The sequence below is a fragment of the Nocardia pseudovaccinii NBRC 100343 genome (genome assembly GCF_001613225.1).
GTDB lineage: Bacteria > Actinomycetota > Actinomycetes > Mycobacteriales > Mycobacteriaceae > Nocardia > Nocardia pseudovaccinii.
Genome location: NZ_BDBY01000404.1, coordinates 1 through 24,019, shown reverse-complemented (window position 1 = coordinate 24,019; position 24,019 = coordinate 1). Strand labels below are relative to the sequence as shown.

At 66.7% G+C, this 24,019-nt stretch carries 23 protein-coding genes; 12 read left to right on the top strand and 11 right to left on the bottom strand.

Going from position 1 to position 24,019, the window contains the following annotated elements; genetic code table 11:
• Positions 1-299: SWIM zinc finger family protein (locus NP3_RS43320; RefSeq protein ID WP_169814683.1), on the bottom strand; the 299-nt coding region annotated here is incomplete at its 3' end.
• A 475-nt stretch (positions 300-774) separates the two neighbouring features.
• On the opposite strand from NP3_RS43320, the gene NP3_RS43315 reads away from it, so the two are divergent.
• The 4 genes from NP3_RS43315 (at position 775) to NP3_RS43300 (ending at position 5,038) form a co-directional block, all read left to right on the top strand.
• The gene (locus NP3_RS43315; protein WP_063047505.1) at positions 775-3,201 is read left to right on the top strand and encodes an AAA family ATPase; all 2,427 of its coding nucleotides are present in this window, start codon (positions 775-777) and stop codon (positions 3,199-3,201) included.
• A gap of 223 nt (positions 3,202-3,424) precedes the next feature.
• The gene (locus tag NP3_RS43310; protein WP_245721364.1) at positions 3,425-3,967 is read left to right on the top strand and encodes a hypothetical protein; all 543 of its coding nucleotides are present in this window, start codon (positions 3,425-3,427) and stop codon (positions 3,965-3,967) included.
• A 373-nt stretch (positions 3,968-4,340) separates the two neighbouring features.
• Entirely contained in the window at positions 4,341-4,730 is a 390-nt protein-coding gene (locus NP3_RS43305) for a YchJ family protein (protein ID WP_063047503.1), read from the top strand.
• A 17-nt stretch (positions 4,731-4,747) separates the two neighbouring features.
• Complete coding sequence (locus NP3_RS43300) at positions 4,748-5,038, top strand: Rdx family protein (RefSeq protein ID WP_063047502.1); 291 nt, start codon at positions 4,748-4,750, stop codon at positions 5,036-5,038.
• Positions 5,039-5,067: 29 nt separating this feature from the next.
• Here the strand turns inward: NP3_RS43300 and NP3_RS47440 are convergent, their stop codons facing one another.
• On the bottom strand, positions 5,068-5,295 hold the full coding sequence (locus NP3_RS47440; RefSeq protein ID WP_084509654.1) for an FmdB family zinc ribbon protein: 228 nt from the start codon (positions 5,293-5,295) through the stop codon (positions 5,068-5,070).
• A 152-nt stretch (positions 5,296-5,447) separates the two neighbouring features.
• Between NP3_RS47440 and NP3_RS43295 the strand changes: the two genes are divergently transcribed.
• Positions 5,448-7,025, top strand: coding sequence for a carboxylesterase/lipase family protein (locus NP3_RS43295; RefSeq protein ID WP_063047510.1), 1,578 nt, complete (start codon positions 5,448-5,450; stop codon positions 7,023-7,025).
• A gap of 282 nt (positions 7,026-7,307) precedes the next feature.
• Here NP3_RS43295 and manB read toward each other — a convergent pair whose 3' ends face one another.
• The 3 genes from manB to rfbD all read right to left on the bottom strand — a co-directional run bounded on the left by manB (position 7,308) and on the right by rfbD (position 10,439).
• Positions 7,308-8,387, bottom strand: a complete 1,080-nt coding sequence (manB, locus tag NP3_RS43290) for a mannose-1-phosphate guanylyltransferase (RefSeq protein WP_063047509.1) — start codon at positions 8,385-8,387, stop codon at positions 7,308-7,310.
• A 114-nt stretch (positions 8,388-8,501) separates the two neighbouring features.
• A complete protein-coding gene (locus tag NP3_RS43285) occupies positions 8,502-9,401 on the bottom strand; it encodes a glycosyltransferase family 2 protein (protein WP_063047501.1) in 900 nt (299 codons plus the stop codon).
• A gap of 171 nt (positions 9,402-9,572) precedes the next feature.
• Positions 9,573-10,439, bottom strand: a complete 867-nt coding sequence (gene rfbD / locus NP3_RS43280) for a dTDP-4-dehydrorhamnose reductase (RefSeq protein ID WP_063047500.1) — start codon at positions 10,437-10,439, stop codon at positions 9,573-9,575.
• Between the two features lie 230 nt (positions 10,440-10,669).
• Here rfbD and NP3_RS43275 point away from each other — a divergent pair, with 230 nt between their 5' ends.
• From NP3_RS43275 to NP3_RS43265, 3 genes are all read left to right on the top strand, one after another.
• On the top strand, positions 10,670-12,145 hold the full coding sequence (locus NP3_RS43275) for an LCP family protein (protein ID WP_169814684.1): 1,476 nt from the start codon (positions 10,670-10,672) through the stop codon (positions 12,143-12,145).
• 18 nt (positions 12,146-12,163) lie between these two features.
• Positions 12,164-12,886 (top strand): TIGR03089 family protein, encoded by a 723-nt coding sequence (locus tag NP3_RS43270; RefSeq protein WP_063047499.1) that lies wholly within the window; start codon positions 12,164-12,166, stop codon positions 12,884-12,886.
• A 103-nt stretch (positions 12,887-12,989) separates the two neighbouring features.
• The gene (locus NP3_RS43265; RefSeq protein WP_063047498.1) at positions 12,990-14,303 is read left to right on the top strand and encodes a cytochrome P450; all 1,314 of its coding nucleotides are present in this window, start codon (positions 12,990-12,992) and stop codon (positions 14,301-14,303) included.
• A 3-nt stretch (positions 14,304-14,306) separates the two neighbouring features.
• On the opposite strand, the gene NP3_RS43260 is transcribed toward NP3_RS43265, so the two are convergent.
• Positions 14,307-15,320 (bottom strand): NAD(P)/FAD-dependent oxidoreductase, encoded by a 1,014-nt coding sequence (locus NP3_RS43260; protein ID WP_063047507.1) that lies wholly within the window; start codon positions 15,318-15,320, stop codon positions 14,307-14,309.
• Positions 15,321-15,478: 158 nt separating this feature from the next.
• On the opposite strand from NP3_RS43260, the gene NP3_RS43255 reads away from it, so the two are divergent.
• Complete coding sequence (locus NP3_RS43255; protein ID WP_063047497.1) at positions 15,479-16,066, top strand: helix-turn-helix domain-containing protein; 588 nt, start codon at positions 15,479-15,481, stop codon at positions 16,064-16,066.
• A gap of 30 nt (positions 16,067-16,096) precedes the next feature.
• Here NP3_RS43255 and NP3_RS43250 read toward each other — a convergent pair whose 3' ends face one another.
• Positions 16,097-16,798 (bottom strand): response regulator, encoded by a 702-nt coding sequence (locus NP3_RS43250; RefSeq protein ID WP_063047496.1) that lies wholly within the window; start codon positions 16,796-16,798, stop codon positions 16,097-16,099.
• A complete protein-coding gene (locus NP3_RS43245; RefSeq protein ID WP_245721363.1) occupies positions 16,795-18,459 on the bottom strand; it encodes a sensor histidine kinase in 1,665 nt (554 codons plus the stop codon). Before NP3_RS43245 ends, NP3_RS43250 begins: the two co-directional genes overlap by 4 nt.
• A 132-nt stretch (positions 18,460-18,591) precedes the next feature.
• Here NP3_RS43245 and NP3_RS43240 point away from each other — a divergent pair, with 132 nt between their 5' ends.
• Positions 18,592-19,980: a cation:dicarboxylate symporter family transporter gene (locus tag NP3_RS43240; protein ID WP_063047494.1), complete on the top strand. Its 1,389-nt coding sequence runs from the start codon at positions 18,592-18,594 to the stop codon at positions 19,978-19,980.
• A 60-nt stretch (positions 19,981-20,040) separates the two neighbouring features.
• On the opposite strand, the gene NP3_RS43235 is transcribed toward NP3_RS43240, so the two are convergent.
• Together NP3_RS43235 and NP3_RS43230 are read right to left on the bottom strand one after the other, a co-directional pair.
• Positions 20,041-20,259 (bottom strand): DUF4287 domain-containing protein, encoded by a 219-nt coding sequence (locus NP3_RS43235; RefSeq protein WP_063047492.1) that lies wholly within the window; start codon positions 20,257-20,259, stop codon positions 20,041-20,043.
• Between the two features lie 146 nt (positions 20,260-20,405).
• Positions 20,406-20,825: a DUF4267 domain-containing protein gene (locus NP3_RS43230; RefSeq protein ID WP_063047490.1), complete on the bottom strand. Its 420-nt coding sequence runs from the start codon at positions 20,823-20,825 to the stop codon at positions 20,406-20,408.
• Between the two features lie 102 nt (positions 20,826-20,927).
• Here NP3_RS43230 and NP3_RS43225 point away from each other — a divergent pair, with 102 nt between their 5' ends.
• A complete protein-coding gene (locus tag NP3_RS43225) occupies positions 20,928-21,500 on the top strand; it encodes a TetR/AcrR family transcriptional regulator (RefSeq protein ID WP_063047487.1) in 573 nt (190 codons plus the stop codon).
• 55 nt (positions 21,501-21,555) lie between these two features.
• Positions 21,556-23,019, top strand: coding sequence for a phytoene desaturase family protein (locus tag NP3_RS43220; protein ID WP_063047486.1), 1,464 nt, complete (start codon positions 21,556-21,558; stop codon positions 23,017-23,019).
• A 52-nt stretch (positions 23,020-23,071) separates the two neighbouring features.
• Here the strand turns inward: NP3_RS43220 and NP3_RS43215 are convergent, their stop codons facing one another.
• A complete protein-coding gene (locus NP3_RS43215; protein WP_063047485.1) occupies positions 23,072-23,992 on the bottom strand; it encodes a cation diffusion facilitator family transporter in 921 nt (306 codons plus the stop codon).
• Positions 23,993-24,019: the final 27 nt, after the last annotated feature.

The following is a 24,019-nucleotide window of genomic DNA, read 5'->3' as shown; positions in this document are numbered from 1 at the left end:
TCCGCCGCGAAGTCCGCGATCGGTGCTTCGGCGACCGCGCCCCCCGACCAGGCGAGCAAGAGCGACAATGCGTGCTTGCACGGAAACTTGCGGCTCGGACACGAGCACTTGTATGCCGGACCCGCCAGAGACACGACTGTCTGATACGGCTTGGCGCCGCTGCCCTGGCACAGGCCCCACAGCGCGGTATCCGACCGTCCGGTGCCGCGCCAGCGCCCGGCGAGCTTGCGCGCGGCGGATAGCGAGCTCGCGTCGGGTGCGAGCGCGCTGACCTGTTCCTCGGTCCACGGCGCGGTCATAGGTATGGCTCCCGCCTGGCTCATCCGGCGGCTCCGGATCGACTGTATGTCATGTCTTCCCCCATTGCTCGGTTGCCGAATTTCTACCGCAGCCCACCGACAAGTTAGGTGGTGAGGGGCTATTTTTCTGGAATACGCTGCGCGGACGACAGATTCGGCAAGGGCAGCACCTTGCGCTGGTTGTCCGATTCTGGCATTCTGTCCTGTTCGGCTCCGACCGAGCCACCCAAATCGGGTGACACACCATCGAGCTGCCCGCCGGGGTTGGCGAGGGGTGGACATCGAGCGGGGCCCAGCCTGTTCGATGGCCATACCATCCCCGCGGGCAGATTCGCATTTCCCCTTCCGACCGCGCGAAACGGCACCGCGGTGGGCGAATTCGACGCCATCGGGTAGCGTCTCGTTCAGCTTTCAACAGTGATACCCGTGCGGGGTTGGAGGACGTGCCGCGGTTCGTGGTCTAGGGGGTTTACGCATGCGTACAGATCCCGGAACCGATACTGCGACGGTGCCGCGCCTGACCGAAGTGGTATCCCGGCGGCTCGCAGCGGATCCCGCGGTCACCCCCGATGTCGCACACACCGTGCTCCGCGCCCTCGGCGGCGGCGAGTCCGATGATCTGACAACCGAATTCGACGGCTCCGGCATCTTCCTGCGGGCGATCCGGGTGCGCGGCTTCCGTGGCATCGGGCCCGAGGCGACACTGCGGTTGCCGCCGGGTCCGGGTCTCACATTGGTGGTGGGCCGCAACGGAAGTGGTAAGTCGAGCTTCGCCGAGGCCGCCGAGCTGGTGCTCACCGGCAGTAATCGGCGCTGGGACGGCCGGTCGGCGGCATGGCGCGAGGGCTGGCGGAATCTGCACGATGGCGGCTCGGCGCGCATCGAACTCGAATTGCTCACCACCGGAGCCGATCCCGAGCTGACCATCGCCAAAGAGTGGTCACCGCAGGCGGATCTGGGGCAGGCGCACTGGACCGAACAGCGATCCGGCGCCGCGTCAACGGATTTCGACGGTAACCGCTGGGCCGGTCTGCTGGAGCTGTATCGCCCCTTCCTGTCCTATAGCGAACTCGGCGCACTCGTCGACGGCAAACCGAGCGATCTGTTCGACGCGCTGCACCGGCTGCTCGGCCTCGACGAATTAACTGTGGCGCAAGAGCGGATTCGCACCCGTCGACTGGAACTCGAACGCGCCGTGCGGGATTCGCGCCAGGAACGCGTCGAACTGGTGACCGCGCTCGGTGCGGTGGCCGACGACCGTGCGGCGAGGATGGCCGCCCTACTGCGCCCGGACCGCCCCGATCTCAGGGCCGTCGGTCGCGAAATACTCGGCACGGCAGAGAATCCGGTCGGGCCGGATGGGCTGCGAGCAATCGTGCGGCTGGTCTTGCCATCGGGTGCCGAAGTCGAAGCGATCGCCGCTCGCCTCGAAGAGTGCCGCACCGTGCTCGCGCGCGATTCGACCGCCGATGCCGAGGCCGATCTGCGGGTGCTGGAATTGCTGCGGCGGGCGCGCGATCATGTCGGTGCCAGCGGGGAATGTGCGTGTCCGGTCTGTGGGCGTGGGGAATTGGACGCGACGTGGTTGCGCGGTGCGGACGCCTCGATTGCCGAGCTGACCTCCCGAGTCGACGCACTCGCGAGCGCGCGGGCCGCATTGCGACAGGCCGTCCGCGACGCCCGCGCACTCCCGGAACATATCCCCCCGGAACTCGATTTCGATCCGCGCAATCCGCCCACCGTCGACACCACCGCGGTGCGTCGCGCCTGGACGGACTGGGCGGCGCTGACCGGCGCCGATTACTCGCCTGACCTGCCCGATCGACTGCGCGGTGCGCACACGCGCCTGGTCGACGAACTCGAGTCGCTGCAACAGGGCACCCGCAAAGAACTGAACCGCCTCGACGAGGTGTGGGCGCCGCTGGTGCCCCGCATCAGCGGCTGGCTGGAGGGTGCCCGCGCGATCATCGCGAACGGCAGTGAACTGCGCACACTCAAGCGCGCCGAGGATTGGCTCAAATCCGCGACGGCCGGATTGCGCGGGGAGCGGATGGCGCCGCTGGAGACCACGGCGCGCTGGGTCTGGCGCACACTGCGTCAGCAGAGCAATGTCGAACTCGGTGCGATTCGGTTGCAGGGCAATGCCGGAACCGCGCGGCGGGTGCTGCTCGATGTCACCGTCGACGAGGTGGACGGCGCCGCGCTCGGGGTGATGAGTCAGGGGGAGTTGCACGCCCTCGGGCTTTCGCTGTTCCTGCCGCGAGCGACGGTGGAGGACAGTCCTTTTCGCTTCGTCATGATCGATGACCCGGTGCAGGCCATGGATCCGGCCAAGGTGGACGGACTGGCCAGGGTGCTCGAGGTCATGGCATGGACGCGGCAGGTCATCGTCTTCACCCATGACGAGCGGCTGGCCGAGGCGGTGCGGCGCATGCAACTGGACGCCAGCGTGCTCGAAGTGCAGCGCCGCGAGCGCTCGGTGGTGGAAGTGCGGGTATCCAGTGACCCGATCCGCCGCTACCTCGACGACGCCCGCTCCCTGGTCCGCACCCCCCAACTCCCCCCGGCGATCGCCGACGAACTGGTGGCCACCTGTTGCCGCTCCGCCGTGGAAGCGGCCAGCCTGGCCAGAGCCAGGCGCGATCTGCTCGCCGACGGCATGGACCACCGCGACGTCGAACGCCATATCGAAGGCGCACAAACCACTCGCGCAATGGTCGCACTCGCGGTCATGGGGATCGGCGGCCGAGTAGACGACCTCAACAAACATCTCGCCCGCGAGGGCAAATGGGTCGTCGATGCCCTGCGCGACGCCACCGCAGGAGCTCACGTCCCGATCGGCCGCAGCATGCGCGACCTGATAGCGGACACCGAAAAGTTCGTCGGCTGGCTACGCCGATGAACGAGCGCTGCGCATCGGTAGCTCGGGGGTGGCGGTGAGCGCGGCGCGTGATGACGCGGGCACGTCGGACGACTCGGACGACGGTCGGGCGCGAGATAGTGATCCATCGGGTGGCGCGGGGTCGCAAGGTATCGAGGGTCGGCAAGACGGTGCCGGTCGGAAGGGGGATGGCGGCTCGCGGGGGAAGTCGGGTGGAAAGGACTGGGCGGGAAGGCAAGCCGGGGTGCCGGACGACTCGGGTGGGAAGAACGGCGCGGCTCGGCAGGGCCGTACGACTCGGCGGGATGGGGCTCGACAGCGGAAGGCGGGCGGGGCGGGGCGGCGAGGGGGTGCGCGCAAGCAGGGGGTGGCGGGGAAACCGCATCCGCCCCGGCCGACGGTGGCCGAGCGGTTCGATGCGGTGGATCGGCTGCTCGACGGATCGGTGACCGATGCCGATGGGCTGTGGTCGCGGGCGACGGTGTGGATTCTGCGGCTCGCGCTCGAACAATCCGTCGACGAGTTGTGGTTGCAGGTGGCACCGGAATTGGCGCGCTGCCCGATGCGCGCACAACTGCTCGCCCTGCGCGTATTCGCGGGCGACGCGACCGCCGCGCAGGTCGCGACGGTGTGGGCAGCCCTGTCCCGCGCCGCTCACCACCACGATTACGAACTCGCCCCGAGCGTCACCGAACTACGCCGCTGGCGCGAGCAGACCGCGGCCATCGCCACCTCACTCGCCACAGCCGCCACCCGCTGGAGCGATCGAGAAGTCAGGACTGACTGAACAGTCCGATGACACCGGCCAGCAGCGAAAGGCCCTCCGAGGCAATGGCGGAACCGGTTCCCAACATGTTCAACACATTCAGCAGTCCCACGGCGGGCTCCTTGATCGGTGTCGACACTTCCGCTTATCCACACCGTGATTCGTCGCCTCGGAGTTGCCGGATCGCCTACGTCAGTAAACCTTTACGCAACACTCCGCGCGACACGCCATTCAACCAAACCCATTCGCGCCCCCAGCTCCCTTGAACGCGTGAATCAAGATCAGGTGGAATCTGCGCGGGCATCGCCCGAGTAGCCCCTCCGTCAGTGCCACTGATCTTGATCATGGGCCCCGGAGCGCGCAGTGATCCGCACGGCGAGCAAGATTCGTAGTCATGGACGACGCGCAGCCGTGCCCGTGTAAGCGTGGGGAGCCGTTCGGCGAATGCTGTGGACCGGTGCTGGCGGGGGAGCGGTCCGCGGCGACGGCCGAGGCGCTGATGCGTTCGCGCTACACCGCATTCGCGGTCGGTGATACCGAATACCTGCTGCGGTCCTGGCATCCGAGCACCCGACCGAAGACGTTCGACCTGGATTCGGACCAGCGCTGGCTGTTCCTGGAGATCGTGCGCACCGAGCGCGGCGGACCGTTCGACGACACCGGCACCGTGGAATTCATCGCCCACTACAAGGCCGAAGGCCGACGTGGATCTCTGCACGAGGTCAGCACATTCGCCCGGGTGGACGGAGCCTGGGTCTACCTCGACGGCATCATCGAACCGTGACCGGTAGCGTGCCACCCATGCCACGTGTCGCGATCGAATACTGCACGCAATGCCGCTGGCTGCTGCGCGCGAGCTGGATGGCACAGGAATTGCTGAGCACCTTCGCCACCGAACTCGGTGAGGTGGCGCTGATCCCCGGCACGGGCGGCGTGTTCCGCATCACCATCGACGGCGACCAGATCTGGGAGCGCAAGGCGGACGGCGGATTCCCGGATATCGCCGTACTCAAGCAGCGCGTGCGCGACCGCGTCGCACCGGACCGTGACCTCGGCCACGTCGACAAGCGAGACCGACCCGACCCAGCGTGATATCGACCACGCCGATCACCGCGCCGGATTCAGGAACAGCAGCCGCCACCGCAGCATCCGCCACCGGCGGGCCGCGGCGCGGGCGCGGGTGACGCTGTGCCGCCGCCACCCCTGCTGACCGTGGCAAATGTGGTCAGCAGCTTGACCGTGTCATCGTGGCCGTTCGGGCAGGCCGCCGGATTCGACGCCTCCGCCATCGGACGGTTGAGCTCGAAAGTGTCGCCGCAGCTGCGGCACCGGAAGCTATAACTCGGCATCGGCCCAGCGTAGCGCCAAGGGTGAGAGGTGCGTCCCACCTATCCCACTGTCCAACTGGACGTACTCTCGATAAGAGATCGCTAGGTGCTTGGACCCGGCCGGAGCAAACTCGCAGCGCACCTGCCCGGGGCGTAGGCAGGAGGTGCGGAAGATGACCACGCAGTTCGATATCGAACCTGGCTCCGAGGTCGGCGACACCGAGCCGGTCGCCCAGACGACCTGGGGCCGCGTGAGTGGACGCTGGGACGGACCGGTCGCGGTGTGGCGCAGCATTCCGTACGCATCCGCGCCGTCCGGCCCGAACCGGTTCCGGCCGCCACTGCCGCCGCAGCCGTGGGATGGCATCCGCGAGTGCACGACCTTCGGCGAGATCGCCCCGCAGACAATGGGCAATATGGTCCCGGTCGACTCCGACCTGCGGACGGGGGAGGACTGCCTCTGGCTCAATGTGTGGTCGCCGCGAAGTTCCGCTGATACCGGTGCGCCGCGCCCGGTCATGGTGTGGCTGCACGGCGGCGCGTACTGCCTCGGCACCGCGGCCCAGGAGATCTACGACGGTCGCAAGTTGGCCGAATCCGGTGACGTGGTCGTGGTGACGGTCAATTACCGCCTCGGCGCCCTCGGCTTCCTCGACTTGTCCTCGCTCTCCGACGATTTCACGCCGAACCTCGGTCTGCACGACCAGATCGCCGCACTCGAGTGGGTTCGCGACAATATCGCCGCATTCGGCGGCGATCCGGGCAACGTGACGCTATTCGGCGAATCGTCCGGAGCCGGATGCGTGACCGCACTGCTGACCGCACCGCCTGCGGCCGGTCTGTTCCATCGGGCGATTGCGCAAAGTCCGCCCGCGACAACGGTTTTCGGCCAGGAGCGGGCTGCAGCTGTGGCCCAGCGCTTTCTGGAGCTGATCGAATTGCCGTATTCGCGTGCAAGCGAATTGCTGGAGTGCCCGATCGACCGGATCGTCACCGCGGCGGGCGTACTGCTGGACGAGATTCCGTTGAAGGAGCCGGGCCGACTGGCCGCCGCGCCGGTCGTCGACGGCTATTTGGTCCCGACCTATCCCATCGACCGCTTTCAACAGGGCCGTTCGCATCGCGTGCCGCTGATCATCGGCACCAATAAGGACGAGGCCTCGCTGTTCCGCGTCCTCCGCTCGCCGATCATGCCGGTGACTCCGGATGCGGTGAATGCCATGCTGCGCGATGTGGCCGCCAATCATCCGGAGATGTCGCCAGAGCGCATCGCCGAAATCACCTCGGCCTATCCGGATCTCGCGAAAACCCGTGGCGCACTTGCCATGTCCACCGACGCGGCCTTCCGCATGCCGGCCCACTGGGTCGCCGACGGCCACGCCCAGCATTCACCGACCTGGATGTACCGCTTCGACCACGCCACCCCCATGCTGAAGGCGGCACGCGTCGGCGCCGGTCATGCCACCGAATTGCCTTATGTCTTCGGCAATTTCGGCACCCTGAACCACGATCCCACCTTCTGGCTCGGCGGCCGCAAGGTAGCTATGGAAGTCTCCGGTCGCATGCAACGCCGCTGGCTCGCCTTCGCCACCCACGGTGTTCCGGCCGCCATCGACGGCTCCAAACACTGGCCGCCCTACCGCCCCAGCACCCGCACGACACTCCTGATCGACAACATCGACCGGGTAATCGACGACCCGGACCGCGACCTGCACACCGCTTGGGGCGAACAGGCCGTCGGCTTCAGTTGAGTGCCTGCGCACCTTCTTTGAGGCCGCCGGGGCAACCGGGTTAGCGGCGCGCAGCTCGCACACGGTTCAGAGCCTGTTGCCGAATTGCCGCGAATTTTGGACGCGATTCGGGGCTCGCTGCTATGTCGATGACTGCCGCGCAATCGTGCCCACCGGAAGGCGATTTGATCCCCGGCGTGTGACGTTGATGTGACGGAACAGCCGCCTGTCGACGCATTCGGCAACAGGCTCTTCACCGTGCGCCTACCACGCGCACGCCGAATAGCCTGGTGCGCCTTTCTATTACACGTCTGTGGAGAAGCGGATGCCGCCGTCCGGGATGTCGACGCCGGGCCAGATGCGGGCGCCGCGTAGTAGTTCGCAGCGGGCCCCGACGTTGGCTCCGTCGCCGATGACGGCGTCGCGGACGAGGGCGCGGGGGCCGATCCGGGCGCCGAAGCCGATGATGGAGCGTTCCACGGTGGCGCCTGCTTCGATGCGGGCGCCGTCGAAGAGCACCGCGCCGTCGAGGCGCGCGCCTGCGCCTACTTCGGCGCCGCGACCGACGACGGTGCCGCCGATGAGTAGTGCGCCCGGGGCGATGCCCGCACCCTCGTGGACGAGAGATTCACCACGCTGTCCGGGCAGGGCCGGGGAGGGTGCGATGCCGCGGACCAGGTCGGCCGAGCCGCGGACGAAGTCCTCCGGGGTACCCATATCGCGCCAGTAGGAGGAGTCGACGTGGCCCTGCACGCGGGCACCTTCGGCGAGCAGCGCGGGAAACACCTCGCGCTCCACCGACACCGGCCGCCCCGCCGGGATCTTCTCGATGTATTCGCGCCGGAAGACATAACAACCGGCGTTGATCTGATCGGTCGGCGGATCCTGCGTCTTCTCCAGGAAGGCGGTGACCCGCCCGTCCTCGTCGGTCGGCACGCAGCCGAATGCGCGCGGGTCGCTCACCCGAACCAGATGCAGCGTCACATCCGCATTCGTGGACTCGTGGGTGTCCAGGATCGCACCGAGATCGGTGCCGCCGAGTACGTCGCCGTTGAACACCATGATGTTGTCGGCGCGCAGCTTGGGCAGCACATTGCGGATGCCGCCACCCGTGCCGAGCGGTTCGGTCTCGGTGACGTACTCGAGGTCGAGGCCGAGGTCGGCGCCGTCACCGAAGTGTTCCTCGAAGACCTCCGCCTTGAACGAGGTGCCGAGCACGACGTGGGTGATTCCGGCGTCCGCGATGCGGGCGAGCAGGTGGGTCAGGAACGGCAGTCCGGCCGTCGGCAGCATCGGCTTGGGCGCCGACAGGGTGAGCGGACGTAACCGCGTGCCCTGGCCGCCGACCAGAATCACGGCGTCGGTGCCTGCATTTCCTGCCATCATGCTCCCTGTTCACAGTGGATCGTGTGCTCGGTGGTGCGCGTCACCGGACAGACACCAGTTTCAGTACCCAGCGACACGGGTTCGGCACTGTTGTGTGCCGAACTTGTGACGTTAGCTCTGGGCTTCCCGCGCCTGTTGACGCAGCGCAGATCGAACCGCAATCCGGGAACGGATCGCAAGTCCGGCCCGCAACGCCAACCGCAACGGTGCCTGCCACCAGTGCGGATGCCGATCGGCCTGGAATCGGTACGCGCTCGCGTGGTGCGCGGGGAGCATCACCTCGGGATGGCGTCCGGCCGCGTGGCCCTTGGCGTGGGTGACCTCGGCGTCGGGCACGAAGACGTTGTGCCAACCCGCCTTGCCCATCCGGTCGCCGAAGTCCACGTCCTCCATGTACATGAAGTAGCGCGAGTCGAAGCCGTCGATCGAATCGAAGGCCGCGCGCCGCACCAGCAGGCACGAACCGGACAGCCAGCCGACGGCCCGCTCGGAGATCTGCTCGTTGTCCTGGCGGTAGCGCAGGGTCCACGGATTCGACGGCCACACCGTGCCGAGAATGGCGTGTCCGGCGCCGTCGAGCAGTCCGGGCACCGAACGTGCGGACGGATAGACGCTGCCGTCGGGCTCGCGCACCATCGGTCCGAGCGCCCCCGCCCGCGGCCAGCGCTTGGCGGCGGCGAGCAGTTTGTCGATGGAGTCGCTGTCCCAGCGGATATCCGGATTGGCGATGACGATGAATTCGACGCTCGGATCGATCTCCGCGACCGCCCGGTTGATCGCACCGCCGTAACCGATATTTCCGCCGGTCCGCAGCAGCCGCACGTGTGCGTTGGCCTCCGCCGCCAGCTCCGGCGTACCGTCCATCGAACCGTTGTCGGCCAGGATCACCTGCGGTTTTTCGCTGGTGGCAGCGGCCAGGGTGGTGATGAAGTGCTCGAGGTGCTCGCCGGGTGAATAAGTCACCGTGACGACGACAAGGCCGCCAGGGGCGGCAGATCCGGAATCGCTCACGACTGCGCCTCGCTGACGCTCGGCTCCGTCGTGCGCGATTGCACGCTGTATTGATGGTTCGCTCGCTGACGCTCGCTCACGACTGCGCCTCGCTGACGCTCGGCTCCGTCATGCGCGATTGCACGCTGTATTGATGGTTCGCTCGCTGTCGCTCCCTCACGGGCATGCAGCCTACTGTGACAACCTCGACAGCGCGTCCCCGAGTGCGACCTCCCACCGTCGCAGTGGAGTCAGTCCGGCATCGGCCCAGGAACGGTTGGACAACACCGAATATGCCGGGCGCCGTGCGGGTCTCGGAAACGCGGTCGAGTCACACGGGCGCACCCGGCTCGGATCCGCGCCGATTCCGGCGAATATCGCCCGCGCGAATTCGAACCAGCTGACCTGGCCGGAGTTGGTGGCGTGCAGCACTCGCGGCGCATCCGGCCGACCCGCCAATTCCAGGAGTCCGGCGGCCAGATCGGCGGCGTAGGTCGGGGAGCCGAGTTGGTCCTCGACCACGTCGAGGATGTCGCGTTCGCGTTCCAGCCGCAGCATGGTCGCGACGAAATCGCTTCCGCGCCCGGTGTATACCCACGCGGTGCGCACCACATGTGCGTGCGGCGCGGTCGTCAGCACGGCCTGTTCGCCCGCCAATTTGGATCGGCCGTAGACGGTGCCGGGTTCGGTCGGGTCGTCGGTGTCGTACGGCTTGTCGTGGGTTCCCGCGAACACATAGTCGGTCGAAACATGGATCAATCGGGCATCCACCTGCGCACAGGTGGCGGCGAGTACGGCCGGTCCGGTCGCATTGACCGCGAAGGCGGCGTCGGGATCGGATTCGGCTTGGTCGACGGCGGTGTACGCGGCGCAGTTCAGCACGACATCACCCGGTTCCAGTGCGGCGCGCACGGCGTCCGCGTCCGTGATGTCCAATTCGTCGCGGCCGAAGGCGTGGGCGTCGGGTGCGCGGTGCAACAGTTCGCGTCCCAACTGCCCACCCGCTCCGGTCACGACGAGGCGCGCGGCTACGGTCGATGAGGGCGATATCGCGGTCACGGGCACGAGTCTGGCACGCCGTGGCACCTGCGGTTGTGGTCCGCCGCGGTAGCCGTCGGTTAGCCTCGGGGCAAGCAAGACGGGGGCTACCGGAGGCGGGGCGGTCGAGTCAGCGACGCGTCGGCTTCGACGAACCGGCGCTGGGCAGTCGGTACATCAGCTGGGAGCGCGCGGGCAAGCGCAGCAGAATGCTCGGTTTTCGGCGAGAGGATGCAGTGGTGCCGCAGAAGATGAGGGCGACAGCGTCGTCGCGATTACCCGCGGCCGGGAGCGGCCTGGGTCCGCTGCGCGCGTTCGTCGCGGCCGGGGCGGTGCTGGTCCTGCTCATCACCGGATTCGCCTGGCACAGCGTCGACTCGCTGATTTCGAATATCGAACGCATCGGCGGCCTCGGCCTCGGCGGCGGCAGCGACGGCGCCGTCGACATCCTGCTGGTCGGCGTGGACAGCCGCACCGACGCGCACGGCAATCCGCTCAGCGGCAATGAGCGCGCCATATTGCACGCGGGCGATGAGGTCGGCACCAATACCGACACCATCGTGCTGGTTCGCGTCCCGAACGACGGGCGCTCCGCCACCGCCATCTCCATTCCGCGCGACTCCTATGTCGACATTCCTGGCGTCGGCACGAGCAAGATCAACTCGGCCTACGGCGCGACCAAAGAGGCGCAGCGCCGCAAGCTGATCAACCAGGGCGTCTCGGAGGCCGACGCGGACAAGCAGTCCACGCAGGCGGGGCGCCAGGCGCTGATCAAGACAGTGGCCAATCTCACCGGCATCACGGTCGACCACTACGCCGAGGTCAGTTTGCTCGGGTTCGTGCTGTTGACCGATGCGGTCGGCGGGGTCGATGTCTGCCTGAACAATCCCGTGGACGAATGGATGTCCGGCGCCGACTTCCGGGCTGGTCGCCAGAAGCTCGACGGCCCACAGGCTTTGAGCTTCGTGCGCCAGCGCCATGATCTGCCGCGCGGCGATCTGGACCGGATCGTGCGCCAGCAGGTCTTCATGGCGCGGTTGGTCGGCCAGGTGCTCAGCGCCAAGACGCTGAGCAATCCGGGCAAGTTGCGGAATCTCAGTGATGCGGTCGGTCGCACCGTCGTGCTGGACGACGATTGGGACGTGCTCGCGTTCCTGCAACAGCTGAAGGATCTTTCCGGCGGTCAGGTCAGTTTCGAGACGATTCCGGTCGCCGATCTCAACGACACGACCAGCGATGGTGAATCGGTCGTACGGGTGGATCCGAAAGCGGTGAAGTCGTATGTGGCGTCGCTGGTCGACGGCAAGTCGGAGGATCATGCCGAGCCGACGACCGATCCGGCATCGGTGAGCGTCAGTGTGTTCAATGCGAGTGGGATCGGCGGGCTCGCGGGACAGGTGGCGCAGGCGTTGACGGCCAAGGGATTCCAAGAGGGATTGGTCGGCAACTACACCGGGTCCACCGTCACCAGCAGTCGAGTGCTCGCGATGGATACCTCGAATCCGAAGGCCAAGGCGGTCGCGAAGGCGCTCGGCGGGCTGACAGTCATCGCGGACAACACGTTGTCCCCGGATTCGGTCAGCGTCGTGCTGGCAAGCGACTATTCTGGTCCGGGCTCGACCGCGGGCAGCATGTTCGACTTCTCCGGAACGTCGAGCACCGCAACGCCCGTACCACCGGCTCCACCGATCGACGCAGGCCAGAACGGACCGAAATGCGTGAATTGACCATGCGTGATTTGACCGATGCGTGACCACGACCACGTGCTGACACTCACCGAGGCGGTACTCGATCCGATCCTCGAGCGCGACCCGGCCGGTCCGCGCGTCACCTACTACGACGACGCCACCGGCGCCCGGATCGAACTATCCGGGCTGACCCTGGCGAACTGGGCGGCCAAGACCGCCAATCTGATCCGCGACGAATTCGGGCTGAGCCCGGGTGCGCGAGTCGCGGTGCTGCTGCCCGCGCACTGGCAGACCGCCGCGGTGCTGCTGGGCTGCTGGTGGGCCGGGACCGAGGTAGTGCTCGGGTCCGATCCGGATGCCGATCTGGCGCTGGCGACCGCCGAGCGATTGGACGAGACCGACGGTATTCCAGAGGTCGCCGCGCTCTCGTTGGATGCCTTCGGCATGCCGGTGCGGGATCTGCCGATCGGCATCACCGATTTCGCCACCTCCGTGCGGGTGCACGGCGACCAGTTCATGCCGCGCGGCGCAGGGGTGGCGCTGGGCGGGATGCGGGTCTCCGAGGTGCTCGCCGAGGCCAGAAAATCCGCTGTGCTGCAAGGGTTTTCCGAGGGCGACCGGGTGCTGTCGAGCACTTCCTGGGATACCCCGGCCGAACTGATCGACGGGTTCCTCTCGGTGCTGGTGGCGGGGGCTTCGCTGGTGCAGGTGGTCAATCCGGATCCGGCGCTGCGCGAGCGGCGCATCGAATCCGAGCGGGTGACCGCGCAGCGCGGCTGAGCTCCTACCCTGGTATACGTCGGCGTCCGACCATGGGACGTTCCACCCTGGCCGGTTAGTCCGTACGGTGGAATTGTCGCGCAACGATGGGGTTGGTGAAGTGATGAAGCCGCAGTATTGGTTCCGGTGGTTATCGGTGCAGGGTGCGCCGCGGTTGGCCCTGCGCACCCAGGCGCGGCGCGGCGATCCGTTCGCCCAGCTGATGGGCGGACCGGATGGTCTCGCCGATCCCTATCCACTGATCGAGCGGCTTCGCGGACAGGGGCGGCTGCAGCGCACCGCGATCGCGTGGGCGAGCTTCGACTACGAGCTGTGCCGAGCCGTGCTGCGGGACAATCGATTCGGTGTGCGCACCACCGACAGTTTCAATATTCCAAAGCCGCTGCAATTGCTCGCCGAGCGACTTCCCTTGCCGCCCAATCCGGTTGAGCCGCCGTCCATGCTGGTCATCGACCCGCCGGAGCATACGCGGATGCGCAAGCCGGTCGCGTCGGCCTTCACCCCGCGTGCGATCCGCCGGTTGCGGGAACGGGTCGAGACCGTCACCGAGGAACTGCTCGGTGCGCTGCCCTCGGGCGGTTCGGCCGATCTGATCGCGTCGTATGCCGCGCAGGTGCCGATCGCCATCATCTCGGAAATGCTCGGCTTCCCGGAAAAGGACCGAAAGCTATTCCTGGACTGGGGCGATCGGATGACGCCGCTGCTCGATATCGGGATTTCCTGGCGGGCATTCCGGCGTGCGCTCGGTTCGATGGAGGTGATGAACGATTACCTCCACGGCCATATCGCGCGACTGCGCCGCGAACCGGGCGACGATATCCTCAGCAGTCTGGTCACCTCGGGTGAGCTCGATGATTTCGCCTTGAAGGCGACCGCGAGCCTGTTGATGGGCGCGGGCTTCGAGACCACGGTCAACCTGATCGGCAACGGCGTCGCCCAATTGGTCACGCATCCAGAACAGTTGGATCGATTGCGCGCCGAACCGGATCTCTGGCCGAATGCGGTCGAAGAGGTGCTGCGCATCGATGCGCCGGTGCAGACGACGGCGCGAATCGCATTGACCGACTTGGAACTCGAGGGTGTGCAGCTGCACAAGGGCAATACCGTGGTGCTGTCGCTGGCGGGAGCGAACCGCGATCCCGCCGTCTTCGCCGATCCGGATGTCTTCGATGTCGGCCGCTCGAATGCCAAGGAGCACTTGACATTCAGCAGCGGTATCCACGCCTGCCTCGGTGCGAGCCTGGCCCGCATGGAAGCCACCTACGCGCTGCAATCCTTGTTCGAGCGCTTCCCTGACCTGCGACTCGATGGGGTGCCGCAGCGTCGAGAGTTGTTCACGCTGCACGGATATGAGCGGATGCCGGTTCGGCTCGGTCGCCGGGCCGGTACCCCGGCTCCCGAGCCGACGACGGTCTGAGGGCTATATGCCGTGCCGATGATCGCCCGTAACGGCCTCGCACAGTTGCGCTTCGGTTTCGGCGGAGAACGGTTCGCGGTAGGCGGCAACGGCTCGACGGGTTTCCTCGGCGACCAGATCGGCGTTGATCTGAGCTCCGGCGGCCGCGCCTGCTGCTGCGGCCGCGCCGACCTGGGCCGTCAGGTCGGTGACATTGCCCGCGGCCCAGACGCCGGGCACATCGGTTCGGCCGGTGGCGTCGGTGGTGATGTATTCGCCGACACCTGCCGGGTGCTCGGTCGGTTGCAGTCCGAGTGTTTCGAGGAAGCTCGCTCGGGCGACCATCCGCGAGCCGACCACCACGACCTCGCGAGCGATTACGGTGCCGTCGCCCAACCGCACTCCCGCGAGGCGGTCGTCGACGATCTCCAGCGCCGTGACTTCGCCGTGCGCCACACGGATGCCGCGGGCGTTCAACTCCTCCGACTGTTCGGCGGTTATCGGCATGGTGTGCGAGAAGTACGTGACATCCGTGGTGAGCTGACGGAACAGCAGTGCCTGGTGCACCCCCATCGGGCCGGTGCCGAGCACACCGATGGCCTGGTCGCGGACCTCCCAGCCATGGCAGTACGGGCAGTGGATCACGTCGCGGCCCCAACGCTCCCGCAGTCCCGCGATCTCGGGTAGCTCATCGACGAGCCCGGTGGTCACCAAGAGCCGTCGCGCCCGCACTGACCGGTCACCGAGGCACACCGCGAATCCGTCGCCAGCCCGCGCGACCGTGATCACCTCGCCGTTCACCACATGTCCGCCATAGCCGCGGACCTCGGCCCGACCGCGTTCGAGCAATTCGCCCGGCGGCGTTCCGTCCCTGGCGAGCAGTCCGTGCACGCCCTCGGCTGGGGCATTTCGGGGCTGCCCCGCATCGATGACTACCACTGAGCGTCGCATCCTGGCCAGCATCAACGCGCCGCTCAATCCGGCCGCCCCACCGCCGATCACCACCACGTCATAGTCGCTTTTCAGCTGATCGGTCACAGCTGCGCCTCGCTGGCGCTCGGCTCCGCTGCGACCGTTGGTGCTGTGCTGATTGGTTCCCTCGCTTCGCTCGGTCACATGACCACCTCCTCGGACAACCATGCGGGCCGGTCGTCGAAATTGGCAAACAAACTTGCCGATATGGCAATCTGGTCGGCATGGACAACGACCTCGGCCAAGCCCTCGACGCGGTCGGACCTCGGTTACGCGCGCTGCGCCGCCAGCGTGAAACCACACTGGCCGACCTCTCCGCTGAAACCGGCATCTCGGTGAGCACCCTGTCGCGCCTGGAATCCGGTGCCCGTCGCCCAACCCTCGAATTGCTGTTGCCGCTGGCCAAGGCACACGGCGTCACCCTCGACGAACTCGTCGACGCCCCACCCACCGGCGACCCGCGCATCCACCTGCGCCCGACCACCCGCCACGGCATGACCTACTTGCCCCTGACCCGCCGAGCGGGCGGAATCCAGGCCTACAAACTGGTGATCCCGCCGAATATTCGCCGCGAGCCCGACCCGCGAACCCATGAGGGCTACGAATGGCTCTACGTCCTCAACGGCCGCCTCCGCCTGATTCTCGGCGAACACGATGTAGTCCTCACCCCCGGCGAAGCCGCCGAATTCGACACCCGCGTCCCGCACTGGTTCGGCACCGCAGGCCCCGACCCCGTCGAATTCCTGAGCCTTTTCGGCAAACAAGGCGAACGCGCCCACCTCCGCACCACCCCCAAACCCCGCCCGGACTAACAAACCGCTCTGCCCATCCGGAATGGTGATTTATTCCGGGCGGATTTTCCAGATGTAGCGGGTTTTGGGGCGGCCGGCTCGGCCGTAGTCGGATTTACGGTCGACGAGGCCGTCGTCGGCCAGCTTTTCCAAGTAGCGCCATGCTGTGATGCGTGAAACGCCGACGGTGCTTGCGGTGTCGGCGGCAGTGAGGCCGCCGGGGGCGTCGCGGACGGTACGGGAGATTTCGTCCAGGGTTTGGGGGGCAACGCCTTTGGGGGCGGCGGCGCGTTGGTCGGAGGTGCGCAGGGCGCTGAGGGCGCGGTCGATGTCGTGTTGGGAGATGGCGGTTTCGCCCGCGGGCAGGGCGGTGCGGAATTCGCGGTAGCGTTCGAGTTTGTCGCGGAAGGCGGCGAAGGTGAACGGTTTCAGCAGGTAGAGGACCACGCCGTAGGAGACTGCGGTGCGCACCATGGCCAAGTCGCGGGCTGAGGTGATGGCAATGACGTCGGGTCGGGGCGCGAGGCCGGTCAGGGCGGCGGCCACATCGAGGCCGCTGGCATCGGGAAGTCCGATATCCATGAGCACCAAGTCGATCGGCGCGTTCTCGGCGGCGGCATCGGCGGCGGCGCGCATGGCCTCGCGACCGGTGTGCGCGACCGCGACCGCGCTGAAGCCCGGAATCCGTTCGACGTAGGCGCGGTGCGCCTCGGCGATCAATGGCTCGTCCTCGACGATCAACACTCGGATCATCGCGCATCCTTTCGTGGGATCGTCACGGTCACGGCACTTTCCGGATCGCGTTCGGTGCCGATCACACCGCCGTGTCGATCGACAAGGCGATGGACCAGTGCCAGCCCGAGGCCGTGATGGTCGGCCTTGGTGGAGTAGCCGCGTTCGGCGGCGCGGGCGAAGGTTTCCGCCGACATTCCGGGGCCGCTGTCCGCGACGCGCACATACAGTGCCGAATCGTTCGCCGATCGCATCGAATCCAACGCCGTGAACTCGATGGCAAGCGCCGGATCCGGCGCCAGCGCGGGATCGACCACGACCGACGAATCCTGTTGACGCACAGTCACTTCTACCCAACCAACCGAATCGTCGGCGGCCGCGTCGATGGCATTGTCGATCAGATTGCCCACCAGCGTCACCGTCTCCTGCGCGGACAGCGGTGCGGTCGAGTCGAGCGCCGTATCCTCGGTGATGGTCAGCTCGATGCCCCGCTCGGCGGCCTGGTTCACCTTGCCGAGCAGTAGTGCCGCGAGCGCGGGATCGCCGACCGAGGTGAGCAGTCGATCGATAAGGGCTTGGGAAAGTTGAAGTTCCGCGGTCGCGAACTCCACGGCCTCCCGATAGCGCCCCAACTCGACCATGGTGATCACGGTGTGCAGCCGGTTGGCCGATTCGTGCGCCTGCGCGCGCAGCGATTCCGCGAAACCCCGCACCGAATCGAGTTCACCCATCACCGTGCGCAATTCGGTGTGGTCGCGAATGGTGATGACGGTGCCGATCGGCCGCCGATCCCAGGTGACGACATCCTGATTGACCAGCAGAATCCGATCCGTGGTCACATGCATCTCGTCGCGGACCACCCCCCAGCTCATCCGCTGCATCGAGATCGGCAGATCCGCGCGCGCGACGGGCCCATCGGGCAGATCGAGCAGCCTGCGCGCCTCATCGTTGACGACTTCGGCACCGTCACCGTTCGGACCGAACACCACCAGGCCCTCGTGGATCGAATGCAGCACCGCATCGTGCTGTTCGTACATCGTGCGCAGCTCATCCGGCGCGAGACCGTGCGTCTGGCGGCGAATCCGGCGACTCAGCAGGAACGAACCCGCCGCCGCGACCAGCAGACCCGCTGCGGCCACGCCGAGAATCAACGGCAATTGCGTACCGACCTGAGCGCCGATCCGCGCCCGCGTCACGCCCGCCGACACCAACGCGACGATGCGACCGTCGTCGTAGACCGGTGTGACCGCTCGAATCGAGGGCCCGAGCGTTCCGGAAAACGTCTCGGTGAACGTCTCCCCGGCCAGTGCCCGATCGATATTGCCGCTGAACGGCTGCCCGATGCGCTCGGGTGTGGTGTGGGTGTACCGGGTCCGATCCGGCGCCATCACCACGATGAAGTCCATCCCGGTCGCCATGCGGGTCCGTTCGGTCACCGGTTGCAGCAGCGCGGTGGGGTTGGCGGTGCGTAGTGCTTCGAGGGTGGAGGGCGCCTGCGCGACGGTCACCGCGACATCGGTGACCTCGCGCGAGGTGGTGACGTCGCTGTGGTGCCTGGTGTCCAGAACGGCTAGCACCGCCCCGATTCCGATGACCAACCCGAGCACCACGAGCTGGAGTACGAAGGCCTGTCCGGCCAGCGATAGCCGACCGCGTCCCCCGTGTTTCCCAACGCGCAACACTTTCTTTCCCTCGTGCCATTTTGAACGTAATGCACCAAAGCGTGACCGCCATCACCTCTGGCAGCCAACATTGTGCACGTGAGGGCGTGAGCCACCTCACGCCGGTACCACTTGAAGGGGACTTCACCCACCATGAGCGATAGCAGCGACCGAACAACCGACCTCGCCGAAACACCAGAGCGACAGGTGCCACGCGACCGTACCCACTGGCTGTATCTGGCCGTCATCGTCGCCGTCATCGCGGGAATTCTGGTCGGCTGGCTGGCCCCCGAATTCGGCCAGGACGTCGGCCCGCTGGGCACGATGTTCGTCAATCTGATCAAGATGATGATCGCGCCGGTCATCTTCTGCACCATCGTGCTCGGCATCGGCTCGGTGCGTTCGGCCGCCAATGTCGGCAAGGTCGGCGGACTCGCACTCGGGTACTTCCTGGTCATGTCGACAGTGGCGCTCGGCATCGGCATGGTCGTCGGCAACCTGCTGGAGCCGGGCTCCGGCATGAATATCGCCAAGACCGCCAAACAGGGCGCGAAACTGGCCGATCAGGCGCATGCCGCGGGCGGTACCTGGGAATTCATCCAGAGCATCATTCCGACCACGCTGTTGTCCTCGCTGACCACCGGCAGCGTGCTGCAGGCGCTGTTCATCGCGCTTCTCGTCGGGTTCGCGCTGCAGGCGATGGGGAGGACGGGCGAGCCGATCCTGCGCGGTGTCGCATCGCTGCAGAAGCTGGTGTTCCGGATTCTGTCGATGATCCTGTGGCTGGCCCCGATCGGTGCGTTCGGCGCGATCGCGAATGTGGTCGGCAAGACCGGACTCGATGCGGTCAAGCAACTCGCACTGCTGATGGTCGCGTTCTACCTGACCTGTCTGGTGTTCATCTTCGGCGTACTCGGCGTGCTGCTGTGGAGCGTGTCGCGGGTTTCGGTCTTCAAGCTGGTCCGCTACCTGGCGCGGGAGTACTTGCTGATCCTCGGTACCTCGTCCTCGGAGTCGGCGCTGCCGCGGCTGATCGCGAAGATGGAGCACCTCGGCGTCGAACGGACCACGGTCGGTGTCGTTGTGCCGACCGGATACTCGTTCAACCTGGACGGCACCGCCATCTACCTGACCATGGCGTCGCTGTTCATCGCCGATGCGATGGGCAAACCGCTCAGCATCGGGGAACAGGTCGGCCTGCTGTTGTTCATGATCGTCGCCTCCAAGGGCGCGGCGGGTGTGACCGGCGCGGGTCTGGCCACACTGGCAGGCGGATTGCAGAGCCATCGTCCCGAACTGCTCGACGGCGTCGGCCTCATCGTCGGGATCGACCGTTTCATGTCGGAAGCCCGTGCGCTGACCAACTTCTCGGGCAACGCCATCGCCACGGTGCTGGTCGGCACCTGGACCAAGACCGTCGATGTGGACCGAGTCCACACTGTCCTCGATCGCAAACTGCCCTTCGACGAGCGGACCATGGTCGACGATGACCACGGCCCGCGGCCGCAGCAGGACGACACCAAGGATCTGGTTTCGGCCTAGCTGTACCCGCTGACGAAGGGGCCCGCAGGATCTGCGGGCCCCTTCGTGGTGTCGGTGGGATCAGTCGGCCCACTTCTCCGGATTGAGGTAGTGCTGGGCGATCGCGGTGGCGTGGCCGTGGCCGAAGCCGTGCTCGGACTTCAGCCATTCGACGATTTCCTTGTGCGAGGCCAGATTCGACGCGCGCACGGCGGCCTTCCACTCGTCGATGGTGCGACCGTATTTGGCCTCGATCGACGGGAAGTAGGACGAGGGCCCCTTGGGCTTGGTCGTTGCCATGTTCGTCTCCTCTGTTCTTGCGTTCAGCGATATGGACGGTGTTGATCGCCGAAACTCATCGGCACGATCCGGATTGTGTGCCGGATCGCGAATACCGCCGCCGACCAAGCGATTTGCGAGGTCGGCGGCGGTTGCGGAACCGGTGATCAGGCGTTGATCTCGGCGCGCTCCTGTCGATTCGCGACAGTCCGCTCGCGGATCAGCAGCACACCGGTCGCGGCGACCAGAGTGGCGGTCAGCCCGTGGATGCCGAAGGCGGCCGCGGTGGATCCGCCCCAGCTGAGCACGGTGAGCATGTCGCCGATCGGGATCAAGGCGATGACGAGAGTGACGATGCCGAGGGCGTAGCGCTGCTTGGTGGCGAGCAGTACCAGGATGATCAGCCCGGAGACGGTATCGCGGACGCCCTTGAGATTCATGAACGCGACCGCGTCGCCCTTCGGCCATTCCGGCAGACCGAATCCGGTGGCAATGGTTTCGGGAGTGACCAGGTAGCTGATGCCGATGTAGAGGATGAAGGCCGCGCCGATGAGGGAAAGAGCGGTGGCGATGCGCGAGATGGTCATGGGTGCTCCTCGAACTATTGCTCTGAAATCTAGCGACGCTAGGTCTACGAGCCACATTAATGGAGCCTCGGTAGTTTGTCTAGCGCTGCTAGAATTTCGACCATGACCACGCAGAGCCGCAAAGAACGCGAACGAGCCGAACGCCATCAGCGCATCATCGACACCGCACGCGAACTCGCCGAAGCCTCGGGCTGGGAGGCGGTGACCGTGCGTCGCCTGGCCGAACGAATCGAATACAGCCAGCCGGTGCTCTACAGCCATTTCGCAGGTAAGGCGGCGATCGTGTCGGCCGTCGCTGAGCAGGGAATCGTCGAACTCACCGCCCGGTTGCGGGAAAGGCGGGCGGCCGCGCAGGGGCCGGTCGCGGAACTCGAGGCCGTGGTGCGCGGTTACCTGGACTTCGCCACCGAGAATCCGGCCCGCTATGACGCGATGTTCGTCCTCGATACCGAACTGAACTTCGGCAACGACGCACCACAGGCGCTGCGCGATGCGTTCGGTGAGATCCAGAGCGCATACGCGCCGTTCGCTGGCGAGTTCGATCTACAGGCGGGCACCGAGGTGGTCTGGAGCACGTTGCACGGCATCGCCACCCTGGATCGCAGCGGTCGCCTCGTCGACGACCTGCGCGAGGAGCGCATCCGGGTGCTGCTCGGCCAATGGACACATCAGTGATCCATACCTCGCTCGGGTGACGGCACGACCCGGGTCGGCCCGGCAGAATCGAGGTATGCCTGATGTCGTCGTGGTCGGTTCCGGTCCCAACGGTCTCGCCGCGGCGGTGATCCTGGCCCGTGCCGGTCTCACCGTCGAGGTGCACGAGGCGCAGGCCACCGCGGGCGGTGGGAGCCGCACTGCCGAGCTGACGCTGCCCGGATATCGGCACGATGTCTGCGCCGGTGCGCATCCGATGGCATTGGCGTCGCCCTTCTTTCGCGCATTCGATCTGGCCGCGCACGGTGTCGAACTGCTCGCGCCCGAGGTGTCCTACGCGCATCCGCTCGACGGTGGGAAGGCCGGGGTGGCCTGGCGCGATCTGGACCGCACCGCCGCTGGTCTCGGTCGTGACGGGGCCGCATGGCGTGCGCTCTTCGAGCCGATGGTCCGACATTGGCGGCAGGTCGTGGATTTGGCGATGTCGGATCTGCGCCGTCCGCCCGCCGACCCGTTGACCGGACTGCGCTTCGGACTGCGGGTGCTCGAGCAGGGTTCGCCCCTGTGGAATCTACGATTTCGCGAGCAGACGGCACCGGCACTGCTGACCGGCGTTGCCACGCATGCGATCACACCGCCGCGCGCCATCCCCGCGGCGGGCGCGGGCATGCTGCTGGCGACACTCGCGCACGCCGGTGGCTGGGTGCTGCCGCGCGGCGGCAGCCAGGCAATTCCGGATGCGTTGATCGCCGAACTCGAACGCCTCGGCGGCAAGCTCGTCACCGGACACCGCGTCGAATCGCTCGACGAATTCGGCGGCGCGCGTGCGGTTGTGCTGGATACCGCGCCCGCCGAACTGCTGCGGATGGCGGGGCACCGGCTGCCGGATCATTACGCAAAGGGGTTGCGCCGCTTCCGATATGGCGGCGCGGCCTGCAAGGTCGACTTCGCGCTGACCGGGCCGGTGCCGTGGCAGGCGCCGAGCTGTGCACTCGCCGGGACGCTGCATCTGGTCGGCACCCGCGCGGAGGCGATGGCCGCCGAGAAGACCGTCGCCGCAGGACGACACGCGGATCGTCCGTATGTCCTCGCCATTCAGCCGGGCGTGGTCGACTCGACGCGGGCACCGGCGGGCGGCCACACGCTCTACACCTACGCCCATGTCCCGAACGGCTCCACCCGCGACATCAGCGCCGCCGTCATCGCCCAGGTGGAACGCTTCGCCCCGGGTTTCACCGATCTGATCCTGGCCAAGAATGTCGTCACCGGCGCCGAAATGCCGACGCACAATGCCAACTACATCGGCGGCGATATATCCGCGGGCGCGATGACCCTGCGCCAGTTCGCCTTCCGCCCGGTCCCGCGCTGGAACCCTTACGCCACACCACTACCCGGCGTCTACCTCTGCTCGGCCTCGACCCCGCCCGGCCCCGGTGTCCACGGCATGTCCGGTTTGCATGCCGCGCGGCACGTGCTGCGCACGGAGTTCGGCATTCGCACCAAACCACTGGATCTGCTGCGCACACCGAATCCCGCCTGAGCATGCACTTTTCGCGGGCCGGATTGCGCAGGCCGCGCGGGCGATCACCTGATCAGGCCCGCGGCGTCCGGTACAGGTCGGGTTCCAGATACATCACCCGCGCGGCTGGCACGGCCGCCCGCACCCTGGCCTCTGCGTCATCGATGGCCGCGGCGATGTCCTCGATATCCAGATCGGGCACGATCGAGATCTTGGCCGCGACCAGGATCTCCTCCGGCCCGAGATACTGCGTCTTGAGGTGGATCACCCGGTCGATGCGCTTGCCGTCGACCAGGTTGGCCCGGATCGCGCTGTCCTCCTCCGGCGTCGCGCCCTCACCGATGAGCAGGCTCTGCATCTCCACGATCAGGATCAGCGCGATGACCCCGAGCAATGCGCCGATGGCGAGAGTGCCGATGCCGTCCCAGACCGGATCATCGGTGAGCATGGTCAACCCGACCGCCGCGAATGCGAAGACCAGACCGATCAGCGCGCCGGTGTCCTCCAGCAGTACCACCGGCAGTTCCGGACTGCGCGAATTGCGGATGAAGCGCCACCAGCTCGAATTGCCTTTGAGCGGGATGGATTCCCGCATCGCCGTCATGAAGCTATAGCCCTCGAGGCAGATCGCGATGAACAGGATGACGATCGCGATGATCGGATTGCTCAGCTCCTCCGGATGCTGAACCTTGTGGACGCCCTCGTAGATGGCATAGATCGAGCCCAGTGTGAACAGCACCAGCGCCACGATGAACGAATAGAAGTAGCGATTGCGGCCGTATCCGAACGGGTGCAGTTCATCGGCATCCTGCGCGGCCCGGCGCTGACCGAGCAGCAGCAGCCCCTGGTTGGCGGTGTCCGCGACCGAGTGCACCGCCTCGGCCAGCATCGATCCGGAACCGGTGATGAACGCGCCGACGAACTTCGCCGCCGCGATCCCCGCGTTCGCCGACAACGCGGCGAGAATCGCCTTTTTGCCACCACCAGCCGACATCTGGGTAGGTCCTCCTGTGTCCGATTT